13 protein-coding genes are annotated in these 11,836 nt (G+C 62.5%); 8 read left to right on the forward strand and 5 right to left on the reverse strand.

The genetic code is table 11. The annotated features are described in order from the left end of the window. The first annotated feature begins 442 nt into the window (after nucleotides 1–442). The 4 genes from AC4FIJ_RS01320 (at nucleotide 443) to wrbA (ending at nucleotide 3,957) form a co-directional block, all read left to right on the forward strand. On the forward strand, nucleotides 443–1,765 hold the full coding sequence (locus AC4FIJ_RS01320; protein ID WP_490334916.1) for a sensor histidine kinase: 1,323 nt from the start codon (nucleotides 443–445) through the stop codon (nucleotides 1,763–1,765). 3 nt (nucleotides 1,766–1,768) lie between these two features. After that, a complete protein-coding gene (locus tag AC4FIJ_RS01325) occupies nucleotides 1,769–2,395 on the forward strand; it encodes a response regulator transcription factor (RefSeq protein WP_490334917.1) in 627 nt (208 codons plus the stop codon). Between the two features lie 195 nt (nucleotides 2,396–2,590). Then, nucleotides 2,591–3,310 (forward strand): hypothetical protein, encoded by a 720-nt coding sequence (locus AC4FIJ_RS01330; protein ID WP_490334918.1) that lies wholly within the window; start codon nucleotides 2,591–2,593, stop codon nucleotides 3,308–3,310. Nucleotides 3,311–3,357: 47 nt separating this feature from the next. Next, nucleotides 3,358–3,957 (forward strand): NAD(P)H:quinone oxidoreductase, encoded by a 600-nt coding sequence (gene wrbA, locus AC4FIJ_RS01335; protein ID WP_490334919.1) that lies wholly within the window; start codon nucleotides 3,358–3,360, stop codon nucleotides 3,955–3,957. Nucleotides 3,958–3,998: 41 nt separating this feature from the next. Here the strand turns inward: wrbA and AC4FIJ_RS01340 are convergent, their stop codons facing one another. The 5 genes from AC4FIJ_RS01340 to AC4FIJ_RS01360 are packed head-to-tail and all read right to left on the reverse strand — an operon-like array spanning nucleotide 3,999 to nucleotide 7,772. Beyond that, nucleotides 3,999–4,697, reverse strand: a complete 699-nt coding sequence (locus AC4FIJ_RS01340; protein ID WP_490334920.1) for a glutamine amidotransferase — start codon at nucleotides 4,695–4,697, stop codon at nucleotides 3,999–4,001. A gap of 15 nt (nucleotides 4,698–4,712) precedes the next feature. Then, nucleotides 4,713–5,189, reverse strand: coding sequence for a Dps family protein (locus tag AC4FIJ_RS01345; protein ID WP_490334921.1), 477 nt, complete (start codon nucleotides 5,187–5,189; stop codon nucleotides 4,713–4,715). Continuing rightward, the gene (locus AC4FIJ_RS01350) at nucleotides 5,186–6,031 is read right to left on the reverse strand and encodes an alpha/beta hydrolase (RefSeq protein ID WP_490334922.1); all 846 of its coding nucleotides are present in this window, start codon (nucleotides 6,029–6,031) and stop codon (nucleotides 5,186–5,188) included. Before AC4FIJ_RS01350 ends, AC4FIJ_RS01345 begins: the two co-directional genes overlap by 4 nt. 3 nt (nucleotides 6,032–6,034) lie before the next feature. After that, nucleotides 6,035–6,865, reverse strand: a complete 831-nt coding sequence (locus tag AC4FIJ_RS01355) for an alpha/beta fold hydrolase (protein WP_490334923.1) — start codon at nucleotides 6,863–6,865, stop codon at nucleotides 6,035–6,037. A 25-nt stretch (nucleotides 6,866–6,890) separates the two neighbouring features. After that, entirely contained in the window at nucleotides 6,891–7,772 is an 882-nt protein-coding gene (locus AC4FIJ_RS01360) for an alpha/beta fold hydrolase (RefSeq protein WP_490334924.1), read from the reverse strand. Between the two features lie 243 nt (nucleotides 7,773–8,015). On the opposite strand from AC4FIJ_RS01360, the gene AC4FIJ_RS01365 reads away from it, so the two are divergent. The 4 genes from AC4FIJ_RS01365 to AC4FIJ_RS01380 all read left to right on the forward strand — a co-directional run bounded on the left by AC4FIJ_RS01365 (nucleotide 8,016) and on the right by AC4FIJ_RS01380 (nucleotide 11,836). Then, complete coding sequence (locus AC4FIJ_RS01365; RefSeq protein WP_490334925.1) at nucleotides 8,016–8,687, forward strand: hydrolase; 672 nt, start codon at nucleotides 8,016–8,018, stop codon at nucleotides 8,685–8,687. 29 nt (nucleotides 8,688–8,716) lie between these two features. Continuing rightward, the gene (locus AC4FIJ_RS01370) at nucleotides 8,717–8,965 is read left to right on the forward strand and encodes a DUF1427 family protein (RefSeq protein WP_490334926.1); all 249 of its coding nucleotides are present in this window, start codon (nucleotides 8,717–8,719) and stop codon (nucleotides 8,963–8,965) included. 74 nt (nucleotides 8,966–9,039) lie between these two features. Further along, nucleotides 9,040–10,908: an amidohydrolase gene (locus AC4FIJ_RS01375; RefSeq protein ID WP_490334941.1), complete on the forward strand. Its 1,869-nt coding sequence runs from the start codon at nucleotides 9,040–9,042 to the stop codon at nucleotides 10,906–10,908. Between the two features lie 55 nt (nucleotides 10,909–10,963). Then, nucleotides 10,964–11,836 (forward strand): MFS transporter, encoded by an 873-nt coding sequence (locus AC4FIJ_RS01380; protein ID WP_490334927.1) that lies wholly within the window; start codon nucleotides 10,964–10,966, stop codon nucleotides 11,834–11,836.

Here is an 11,836-nt window from a genome sequence, read left to right on the forward strand (position 1 = left end):
GACGATGAGGCCGGTTCATCGTGACACGCGCAATGTCGAAGCGAAGGCGGCGCCAACTTCAGGTCGATACACGAAAGCCGGCATTCTCATTCTTCTGCCTCGCCGCCTTTTCTTGGCCGGTCCTTCCCTTTGAAGGCCATAGCTAGGTTCGGGACACAACAGACCAGATCGTTACTTTGATCTGGAGTAATCACAATAACAACTATACGAAGGTTGATTGCTACCCGGCTTATCCGGATGGGCAATGGAAAGCTCTGTCGAAGGTCTGAAAATGCGACAAGTTTTCACGCTATGGCCAGAGGTGAATGTCGAGCAAGGGGGAAGCGTCGACCAGCATGGCATGCCGGTCTGGGCGACCGATCCTGAGCCCTCGCAAGACCGGGCGAGCTGGCACGCAGCGGATGTCCTACTCGTTTGCCTGATTGCGCTGCTGGCGGGCGCCATGCTGCTGGCCGGCAGTCCGGCAGACGCGTTCGGCATCGCCCTTGGACTGGCCATTGTCGCCACCGTTCTGGCGTTCATCGTGTATTACCGGCGCACCATAACGGGCCTGCAACGCAGGCTTGACGAAAGCATTCGCTGGAACGACACCATCTTCGAGAGAACGGGCATAGCCCTGTGGCGCGAGGACTGGTCATTCGCCCGTGACGAGGTGCTGCGGCTGCTGCGGTCAGGCGTTCGGGACATGCAAGCCCATTTTGCCGCCCATCCGCACGAGCTGCGCGCAATCCGCAAGTCGGTGATTATCAAGGACGTGAACAGCTCTGCCGTGGCCCGCGCAGGGGCGACAGGCAAGGACGCGCTCATCGGGTCGCTGGACCGTATCCTGCCGGACACCGACCAGACCTTCGTGCAATGGCTGGTGGCGTTTGCGCGCGGGGACGACCTCTACCGGTCCGAAACGCATCTGACCGACGCTCTCGGCAATCCGGTCGATACGCTCTTCACGGCGGGACTGCCGAAGGACATGCGCGGGTTCGAGGACATATTGGTCAGCGATCTCGACATCACCGAATACAAGGCGACGCAGAGCAGGCTGGCGCAGGCGGAGCTCGACATCGCGCGGGCGGCAAGGGTAACCACGATGGGCGCATTGTCCGCCTCGATCGCACATGAGGTGAGTTCGCCGCTCGCGGCAATCGGGTCGCATGCGGCGGCCGGCTTGCGCTGGATTGAGCGGGACCAACCCGAACTGGACGAGGCTGCGGAGAGCCTTCGAAGCGTCGTCGCAGCGACGGCGCGAGCGCAAGCGGTGATTGAACGAACGCGGGCCTTTTTGAGCAACAGCTCGGTCGCTCCGCATCCGCACGACATCGTTCCGCTGATCCAGGAGGCGATCTTACTGATCGAGCGCGAATTGAGGGCGCTTGGCGCGTCGGTACATTTCGACCTTCGTGACGGGATGCCGAAGGTTCTGGCAGATCCGGTCAACATGCAGCAAGTCATCGTCAATCTGGCGCTTAATGCGGCGCAGGCCATGACCGAGCTGCAAGGTCCCCGCGACATACTGATATCGGCCTTGGCGAGGGACGGGTGTGTACGCATCGAGATAACAGACCGAGGCCCGGGGATCGATCCCGACACGATGAAATCCATGTTCGAACCCTTCTATTCGACCAAGGACGGCGGCATGGGAATGGGGCTCGCGATCTGCCGAAACTGCATCCTGGCGCATGGCGGCCGGCTTTGGGCCACGAGCAGCCTGGGCGAAGGCGCCACATTTCACATTGAATTGAAAGCTGCACCGGACCAGGCGGGAGAGTGAGCGTTGGACGCGGAAACGCCGAGACCGCTCGTCCATATCATCGACGACGATACCGGCTTGTGCGAAGCGCTGGTCCGGCTGGTCCGCTCGGTAGGCCTCGAAGGACGCGCCTATAACTCGGTGCAGGGCTTTCTGGCTGCCCCGCCCGAAAACGTGCCCAGTTGCATCCTGCTCGATGTGCGTTTGCCGGACATGAGCGGTCTTGACCTGCAGGACAGCCTTGTCCGCCGAGGGTTGCCACTGCCCGTCGTGATGATGACGGGATACGGCGACATTCCCATGTCGGTTCGGGCGATGAAGGCGGGTGCCGTCGATTTTCTTCCCAAGCCGTTCCGCGACCAGGACCTGCTCGATGCCGTGGAGCGGGCCCTTGCCCGCGATCGGAAGCAGATCGGTATTCGAGTGGAGCAAGAGCAACTGAACGCCAAATTCGCGGCGTTGACGCTCCGCGAGCAAGAAGTTTTTCAGGGTATCATGGACGGGCTGATGAACAGGGAGATCGCGGAACGCCTGTCGCTCAGCTTGGCGACGGTCAAGGCCCATCGCGGCGCGCTGACCCGCAAGATGGGCGTGGCCAATGCGGCCGATCTCGTACGCTTTGGACGGCTGCTGGATCTGGTCCGCGACTGATCGCTTTGTATCCTCACAATGCCTAGTCGTCACCTCACGGTATGGCATCGCAATACCAAGAGATCGGCTTCGCCAAACACACGTAGGATCGATCGCCCGCTGCCGCCACGGCATGCTGGGCCTGCTTCGATCGCAGTGATTCCAAGGAGACGATCCCGCGACCGGATCAGCACCGGAGGAAAGGCCATGATACGAATGGGCGTAGCCGCCATCGCACTGCTTGCCGCGATATCGTCGGGCGCATCTGGTCAAGAGCCCGCCTCTCGGCAAGTTGGACAGATCGTCTCACCCGTCGACGAAAAAATCGACGCGTCATTCGATATCGTGCAAACCGATGTTAGCAGCGACGGACCGGACATTGTCTTTCGCGTACTGGTCAGAGGAAAGGCTGGCGTACTGCGGCCTAAAGCGACGGGTGAATTCGCCGGGAGCGCTGTTTATTCGTATGTCTGGCCAACATCTCTGAACAGCTCGAGCGTGGGATTCGAGGCAAGCCAGGGAATACTGGCGCTTGCCGTCACCTTTCACCCCGATTTCGACGATTCCGCCGATGGCAGCGCCAACCGGCATGTCTGGCATCCGCACTGGGTCGTACTCGTGCCCGACGACGCCTGTGGTGCGGGCTCACTGAAGGTGAAGGACATCCCCACCGGATCGACGCCCCGCCTCCCCGCCACTTGGCCCAGGGTTCCCCTACTGATTGATAGCCCGGGCTACCCGACCGACCTAGAAATGGACATGGTCGAAGTAAGAGTGCCGGCGGCGGTGATCGGTGCAACGGACTCGATCAATTTTGATGGCGTGACCTCCGCGTTGAAGGTGAACGCCAATTTGCATGCGCCATTACTCTGCATATCGGATGTCTTCGATGTCGCTTCGGGCGATCTTAGCCAGCCGGGCCGCATGCCGAAATAGAGTTACGCATCCAACCCCTATGCGGCTGGTAAGCCGGGAGGCACATCATGAGCAAGATCCTCGTCCTGTATTACTCAAGTTACGGCCATATCGAGGAAATGGCCTATGCGATGGCCGCAGGCGCCCGCCTGTCGGCCGCCAACGTCGACGTGAAACGTGTGCCCGAGACGGTACCCGCCGCCATGGCTGAAGGAGCGGGTTACAAACTCGATCAAGAGGCGCCGATCGCGACCGTGGAAGAGTTGGAAGCCTATGATGCGATCATTATCGGCACAGGCACCCGATTTGGTCGCATGTCTTCACAAATGGCGTCCTTTCTCGATCAGGCCGGGGGTTTGTGGGCTCGGGGCGCGCTGAACGGCAAGGTCGGTGCGGCATTCACATCCACCGCAACGCAACACGGCGGGCAGGAAACGACGCTGTTCTCCATTATCACCAATCTGCTGCATTTCGGCATGACGATTGTTGGCTTGCCCTATAGCCACGCGGGTCAGATGAGCGTGGACGAGATCGTCGGCGGCGCGCCCTACGGCGCAACGACAGTGGCGGGCACCGACGGTTCGAGAAGGCCTTCGGACGTCGACCTCGACGGTGCGCGGCACCAGGGTGAGATCGTGGCTCGGACCGCAAACAGGCTATTCGACTGAGCGGCGAAGCCTTGGCCTGGCCGGGCTGCAAGATTGATGCGTTAACGTTGCAGCCCGAGCCAGCTGGTGAGCACCTGTTCAGTGAGAGTTTCCAGTTGGTGCGAATATCGTGCAGCATCCGCCCGGATCGGTTCAGGATCGACACCTGCCAATAGCAGCTCATCCGCATGGCCGGTCAGCCAGCGACCGATGTCGCCGCCTGCTTCCAGATGGAATTGCAGCGCCAGTATATGCGGCCCCCTGCTGAACGCCTGGTTCTCGTAGAGATCGGTCGATGCCAGCAAGTCCGAACCTGCCGGAAGGTCAAACGTGTCGCCATGCCAATGCAGCACGGGCTGCGCCTGCCCAATCGCCGCCAGCGGAGAAGTTTCACCCGCGGCAGTCAGCCTGATGGGTGCGAAACCGATTTCCTTTGCCTTGCCGTGATAGACCCTTGCGCCAAGTGCGCTGGCCATCATCTGCGCGCCCAAACAGATCCCAAGCGTCGGACGATCGGCAGCCAGCCGTGCACGCAGAAACTCCAGTTCCTGAAGGATGAAGGGATTCTCCGCCTGTTCATAGACGCCCATCGGTCCGCCAAGAACGATGACAAGGGGTGTCTCCACGGGATCGATGGAAAGGAAATCGTCACAACCCGCATCGAGATAGCGCACTTCGAAGCCGGATCTTGCGAGCGGAGTGGCAAGATAGCCGAGATCCTCAAACTCGATATGCCGGATGGCGACTGCCTGCTTTTTCATGATATCGTCTTCAGCCTATTGCAGAAGGCTACGCAACATCCATGCATTCTTCTCGTGCAGGTTCAGTCGCTGAATCAGAAGATCGGCAGTAGGCTGGTCGCCCATTTGATCCGCGGCGGCCAGCACATCGCGCGCCGTACGCGCGGCAGACTGCTGCCCGGAATGCAGCAATTCGATCATGTTGGTGGAAGACGGTACGCCCTCGACCTCGCCGATTGAAGTCAACGCGCCGAACAGCTGATAGGTACCGGGTGCCGGATGCCCCAGCGCCCTGATGCGCTCCGCAATCGGGTCGAGGGCATTCCACTGTTCGATGTACTGCTCCATGAACATGAGATGCAGGGAATTGAACATGGGCCCCGTGACGTTCCAGTGAAAATTATGATTCATCAGGTAAAGCGAATAGCTGTCGGCCAGAAAGCGGGACAGTCCGCCCGCAATTTCCGCTCGGGCATTTTCGTCCAGACCGGTGTCGATGGGCGGCGCCGTCATGCCAGAACTCCGTGAAGGAATTCCCCGTCTGTCAGGGAATCCGTCGCAATCTCTGCGAGCCCGGCATCCTGTACATTGGCGCGCAGCCATCCGATGATACTGCTAGCAACCTCCTCCCATCCCGGTTCCGCGCACAGGAAGTGCGAGCGGCGCTCGAACTCCTTGTAAGCTGTAGTGGCGGCGGATGCGGCCTGCTTTTGATATGCCGCCTTGGAAAGATAGGGCGAGACGAGCCGGTCTTCGGTCGCCCCGGTCAGCATCAGGGGCTGTCGGCGTTGCGCCGGATGGACCCAGCTTCCAAGCCAGAGCGCCGCCTGATGGAAGATCATCCCCGGCGCCGGTATGACATAGGAGGCATAGGCCTCGTCGACCAATGCGGGCGGCGCGGTATTGGCGAACAGCTTCCCGAAACGGCGGCGGGATAGCCTGTATGGACGCTTCCACCCGGCAGGACGCAGCATGATCGGCGTAATCGCGGCAAAGGCGCTCGGGCCGGGGATCACCCCTCCGATAGGGGCGGGATCGATCGCCACGCCCGCCCGGCCGCACCCGCGGTCGAGCAACATTTGCGCCAGCAGGCCCCCGAACGAATGCCCGATGATGATCGGCTCCTCGGGCAGGGCCCGGATGAAGCCTTCGTAGGAATCCGCTATTTTCCCGAGAGTGAGCGAGCCGAAGCCCTTCGGCGGTGTCTCGTTCAAGGCGCGGGCGGAATATTCGCCGACATAGGGCCAGGCCGGAGCATGTGTCTCGTAGCCCTCCCCCTCGAATGGCTTGCGGAAGGCATCCCAGCTTTCCGGCGTGACCCACGCTCCGTGGACGAAAACGATCGAGCCCTTCACCGCTCAGCCCTCCACGAAGGCCAGCAGATCCGGGTTCACCACGTCCGGATGGGTGGTGCAGAGCCCGTGCGGCAGCCCCTTGTATGTCTTCAGGGTTCCATCAGACAGTAATTCGACCGATTTCGGCGCGGAATCGGCGTAGGGGACGATCTGGTCGTCGTCGCCATGCACCACCAGCACCGGCTGTCTGATCGCCTTCAGATCTTCCGTGAAATCGGTTTCGGAGAAGGCCTTGATGCAATCGTACTGGGCCTTGATTCCGCCCATCATACCTTGCCGCCACCAGTTGCGGATCACGCCCTCATCCACTTTCGCGCCATCGCGGTTATAGCCGTAGAAGGGCCCGCTTGGCACATCGAGGAAGAACTGCGCGCGATTGGACGCGGTCTGCTCGCGAAAGCCGTCGAACACCTCGCGCGCGAGGCCTTCGGGGTTGGCGTCGGTTTTCAGCATGATAGGGGGAACCGCACCGATCAGCACCGCCTTGGAAACGCGGCCGCCTTCGGAACGCGCCACATATCTCGCAACTTCGCCGCCGCCGGTCGAATGGCCGATATGGACCGCACCCTGCAGGTTCAGCGCGGATGCCAGCGCGATCATGTCGGCGGCATAGGTATCCATCTCATTCCCGCTGTCGGTCTGGGTCGAACGGCCATGGCCGCGCCGGTCGTGCGCGATCACGCGGTAACCCTTGCCCAGAAAGAACATCATCTGGTTGTCCCAGTCATCGGCGGACAAAGGCCAGCCGTGATGGAAGACGATGGGCCGCGCGTCCTTGGGACCCCAGTCCTTGTAGAAGATCTCGGTCCCGTCGCTGGTTTCGAAAAAGGGCATGGTCGTTCTCCTTGGGGGGGGAAAGTCAGAGCGCGCCGAACGAGCGCGAACGGTTGCGGACAAAGCTGGCGATGATGTCGGCGACCAGCTCTGGCGCTTCGTGCTGGGGGCCGTGTCCCATGCGGGGCAGGACAAGCAGATGCAGGCTTTGCCATTCGCGGCTGCACGCGAACCAGTTGCCGGCAGGAAAGACGATCTCGTGGTCGCCGGAGATGACAAGGATCGGGATGTCGGTGCGGGCCAGGAAGGAGCGGCAGTCCTCGTCCGCCGCGAAACGGTCGTCGGCCACCCGGTCCTGCAACAGGTTCAGGTAGGTTTCCTGTGAAATCGGCGGACTGCGATCTCCGCGCCGTCCTGCGATCCGCTCATGCGAAGCCGCGGCAGCGGCGCGACTTGCCGAGGATACCGGCTCGAAGAAGAGAACGATCTCGTCGTCGAGGTCGTAATCGGGTTTGAGCGCATGTTCGAGGAATACCGGTTCGGGGGGGAACTCCACCGCTCCCGGCGGCTTCGTTCCGATCAACACTGCGTGCGTGATCCGATTAGGGGCCATGAATGCCGCGAGCTGCGCGGCCATTCCCCCGAGCGACCATCCCCCCACTGCGAATCGATCAAGACCCAGCGCATCGGCAAGGTCGATCACGTCCCGGGCCATCTCCTCGGCCTGATAGCTCGCAGTGCCGCTCGACTGGCCAAGGCCGGAGTAGTCGAAAGTAAGGACCCTGAAAGAGCTGGCCAGAGCGTCGAGAAACGCAGGATCCCAGCTATCGAGGACGCCGCGGAACCGCAGGCAGAGGATCAGGGGCGGACCGCGCCCGATCTCGCGATAGGCAAGCTGGCGTCCGCCGATTTCGGCGAATGATGTCGGCACGTTTGCGGCATTTGTTTCGGTGATGGTGGCTTGCATGGTCCTGTCTCCTTGCAGGCCCAGTTTCGCAGCAGCCGGGCCCTTGGGAAATCGGACGCCTGTCTTGTCGGACTATACCTTGGGATAGTGGGCAGCGAACCGCCGTGCACCATCGGCCTTCGTCGCGGCGTGCGGGCCGCGCGCACCCCCTACCAAGGTTTAGCCATGTAAAACCCACGCGTAATCGAAGCACGCGTCATTCGCGCGCATGATCCTCGCTTCATCAAGCCTTGAGGAACGACCATGCCGCTTGTCGCCACGCCCACGCCCGGGAAGGGGCTGATCTCTTCCGAGAACCACACCCTGATCCTGATCGATCACCAGTCGCAGATGTCTTTCCCCGTGCGCTCTATCGATGTGGCCGTCCTGCGGCTCAATTCGGCCATGGTGGCAGAGGCCGCCCACGGTTTCGGGGTCAGCACGATCCTCACCACCGTCGCGGCGGAGAGTTTCTCCGGCCCGGTATTCGACGAGATCCTTGCCGCCCTACCCGATTGCAAAATCATCGATCGCACCACGATGAATGCGTGGGAGGACGAAAAGGTGCTAGAACGTGTGAACGCGCTGCAAAAGGACCGGATCGTCTTCGGCGGCCTGTGGACTTCCGTCTGTATCGTCGGACCGGTCCTGTCCGCGCTCGACCAAGGCTATGAGGCCTATGTCATCACCGACATCTGCGGCGACGTGTCCGACGAGGCGCATGAACGCGCGGTCCAGCGCATGGTGCAGGCGGGAGCCGTTCCCATGACCTCGCTGCAATACATGCTGGAACTGCAGCGCGACTGGGCGCGGACCGAGACCTACGATCTGACCACCGGCATCGCGAAGAAATACGCGGGGGGCTATGGCATCGGCATCGTCTACGCCAAATCGATGTTCGGCGCGCACGAAGGCGGCCACGCGCAGGCCGCCTGACGGCGGGGCCGTTTCGCGGGAGAGGCACCATGAAGCCCTATTCCGTTTCGCTGGGTGCGGGCCTTCTCGTCGGTGTCATCTATGCAATGATCGGCGTGCGTTCTCCCGCCCCGCCGATCATCGCGCTTGTCGATCTGGCGGGAATGCTGCTGGGCGAACAGCTTGTGCCCATTGCCCAGCGACTGTTCGCGGGTGTTGAGACGACGCGCTTCATCCAGCAGGATTGTGCCCGCCACGTGTTGGGCCGCCTACTATCCAATGAAGAGGACGGGCCGTGATCGACTTTTCCCGCCGCACCCTGCTTGCCGGATCCATGGCAAGCGCCGCCTTTGGCACCGCGAGGCTCGACGCCATGAATGCTTCCGAACCAGTGACAGCGACCGATCTTGTCATCCGCAACGCGCGGATCGCGACTCTCGACCCCGCCAATCCTTCGGCAGAGGCGGTCGCGATGCGCGATGGCGTATTCCTGTCCGTCGGAAGCGAGGCCGAAGTGCGCGCAGCCGCGCCCGATGCGCAGGTGATCAATGCGGGCGGCAGGCGGCTGATCCCGGGACTGATCGACAGCCACATCCACCTGATCCGCGGCGGGCTGAACTATAACATGGAGCTGCGCTGGGATGGCGTGCCCAGCCTTTCGGACGCCATGGCCATGCTGAAACGGCAGGTGGACCGCACGCCCGCGCCGCAATGGGTGCGGGTCGTCGGCGGCTTCACCGAGCACCAGTTCGCCGAAAAGCGGCTGCCCACGCTGGCAGAGATCAATGCGGTCGCTCCCGCTACGCCGGTGTTCATTCTTCATCTCTACGACCGGGCCTTGCTGAACGGGGCGGCCTTGCGCGCGGTGGGCTATGACAGGGATACACCCGCACCTCCGGGCGGCAGGATCGAACGCGACTCCAATGGCAACCCAACCGGCCTGCTGCTGGCATCGCCCAATGCGACGATCCTCTACAGCACCCTGGCCCGCGGACCGACCCTGCCTTTCGAATACCAGGTTAGTTCGACATTGCATCTCATGCGCGAACTGAACTCGCTGGGGGTGACCAGCGTGATCGACGCGGGTGGCGGATCGCAGAACTATCCCGATGACTATCAAGTGATAGAGGCACTGCACCGCGACAATGCGCTGACCGTGCGCATCGCCTATAATCTGTTCACCCAGAAACCGGGCGAGGAACTGCAGGATTTCGCCGGCTGGTCCGCACGGATTTCGCCGCGAATGGGCGACGACAGCTATCGCCATAATGGCGCGGGCGAGATGCTCGTATATTCCGCCGCGGATTTCGAGGATTTTCGCGTCGAACGGCCCGACCTGCCGCCGCGGATGGAAGGCGATCTCGAACCCGTGGTCCGCCTTCTGGCCGAGAAACGCTGGCCATGGCGCCTCCACGCCACATACGACGAATCCATTTCTCGGGCGCTCGACGTGTTCGAGAAGGTGAATGCGGACATACCCTTCGACGGTCTCAACTGGTTCTTCGACCATGCCGAGACGATCAGCGAGCGGAACATCGACCGCATCGCGGCTCTGGGCGGCGGGATCGCGGTCCAGCACCGCATGGCCTATCAAGGCGAATATTTCGTCGAACGCTATGGCGCGAAGGCGGCAGAAGCGACGCCGCCGATCAGGCGCATGCTTAAGGCCGGCGTGCCTGTCGGTGCGGGCACCGATGCGACGCGCGTGGCCAGCTATAACCCATGGGTGTCGCTTTCATGGCTTGTCACGGGCAAGACGGTGGGCGGGATGGGCCTTTACCCGGTCCGCAACCGAATGGACCGCGAAACCGCACTGCGCCTGTGGACCGAAAAAAACGGATGGTTTTCCGGCGAAGCAGGAAAGAAGGGGCAGATCATTGCAGGTCAACTGGCCGACCTCGCGGTGCTGTCCGACGACTACCTGACCGTCCCGGAAGACGAGATCGCCCGGATCCGCAGCGTCCTGACGGTGCTCGGCGGCCGGATCGTCAGCGCCGAGGGCGATTTCACCTCTCTGGCCCCTTCCCTCCCGCCGCCGATGCCCGACTGGTCCCCGGTGTCGACCTTCGGCGGCTACTGGCAGGCTCCTCAGGGCGTCAGGCCCGCAGCAATGGCATGCGGCTGCAACTCTGGATGTGCCGTGCATGGCCACGATCACGCGGCCGCCGTCACCAGCCCGGTTCCCGTGGCCGACAAGCAGGGCTTCTGGGGCGCGCTCGGCTGCGGATGTTGGGCGGTTTGACTGGGCACGCGTCCATGATTGCCCAACCGCCGCCATCCCTGACATGAGCGGAAAGGTGGCCAGCCTGCCGCCAAAGCCGGCGGGGCCACTGTCCAGCACGGTTTTCCGCGCGCTCTGGATCGCGACCATCGTGTCGAATATCGGGACTTGGATGAACGGCGTCGCGGCCGGCTGGCTGATGACATCGCTTTCGTCGGATCCGCTGGTGGTGGCGCTGGTGCAGGCGGCAACGACGGTTCCGATGTTCCTGCTCGCCCTTCCGGCGGGCGCGATCGCGGATCTCGTGGACCGGCGCAAGCTGCTGCTTGGCGCTCAGACGCTGACGGTTACAGGCGCGGCCCTGCTTGCGCTGGCGACACTTGCCGGTGCCGTAAGCCCTTGGCTGCTGCTGGCGCTGACGGCGATGATGGCCGTCGGCTACGCGCTTGCGGCACCCGCGTTTCAGGCCATCGTTCCCGAACTTGTCGACCGCGAGGCATTGCAGCAGGCGGTTACGCTGAACGGGCTGGGCATCAATATTGCCAGATCAATAGGGCCTGCCCTTGCGGGTGTGGTGATCGCATCGTCCGGTCCGGGTGCGGTGTTTGCGGTCAACGCAGCCAGCACCTGCGGCGTCATCGCCGTGCTGTATCGCTGGAAGCGGGAGGCGCCGGACCGCGCCCTGCCTGCCGAGCACTTCATTGGCGCGATGCGAGCCGGGCTCCGCTACGCGCTGCGGTCGCCGGAATTGCGTTCCGTCATCTTGCGAGCCTTTGCCTTCTTTCTCTTCAGCAGCAGCCTGTGGGCCCTGCTTCCGCTGATCGCGCGCGAAGAGCTGGGGCTTGGTCCGACCGGCTATGGCGGGTTGCTGTCGTTCATGGGGGTGGGAGCCATTCTAGCCCGTCTTATTCACGGGGTTGGCTACGAAGGGTTGGCGGGAGTGGCATAA

Source organism: Croceicoccus sp., from assembly GCF_983967925.1.

Excerpts from the sequence above, each read along its gene's own strand:
- AC4FIJ_RS01360 (WP_490334924.1), bottom strand. The coding sequence starts at position 7,772 with ATGCAAGCCACCATCACCGAAACAAATGCCGCAAACGTGCCGACATCA.
- AC4FIJ_RS01340 (WP_490334920.1), bottom strand. The coding sequence starts at position 4,697 with ATGAAAAAGCAGGCAGTCGCCATCCGGCATATCGAGTTTGAGGATCTC.
- AC4FIJ_RS01375 (WP_490334941.1), top strand. The coding sequence starts at position 9,040 with ATGAATGCTTCCGAACCAGTGACAGCGACCGATCTTGTCATCCGCAAC.
- AC4FIJ_RS01355 (WP_490334923.1), bottom strand. The coding sequence starts at position 6,865 with ATGCCCTTTTTCGAAACCAGCGACGGGACCGAGATCTTCTACAAGGAC.
- AC4FIJ_RS01370 (WP_490334926.1), top strand. The coding sequence starts at position 8,717 with ATGAAGCCCTATTCCGTTTCGCTGGGTGCGGGCCTTCTCGTCGGTGTC.
- wrbA (WP_490334919.1), top strand. The coding sequence starts at position 3,358 with ATGAGCAAGATCCTCGTCCTGTATTACTCAAGTTACGGCCATATCGAG.
- AC4FIJ_RS01345 (WP_490334921.1), bottom strand. The coding sequence starts at position 5,189 with ATGACGGCGCCGCCCATCGACACCGGTCTGGACGAAAATGCCCGAGCG.
- AC4FIJ_RS01320 (WP_490334916.1), top strand. The coding sequence starts at position 443 with ATGCTGCTGGCCGGCAGTCCGGCAGACGCGTTCGGCATCGCCCTTGGA.
- AC4FIJ_RS01365 (WP_490334925.1), top strand. The coding sequence starts at position 8,016 with ATGCCGCTTGTCGCCACGCCCACGCCCGGGAAGGGGCTGATCTCTTCC.
- AC4FIJ_RS01330 (WP_490334918.1), top strand. The coding sequence starts at position 2,591 with ATGGGCGTAGCCGCCATCGCACTGCTTGCCGCGATATCGTCGGGCGCA.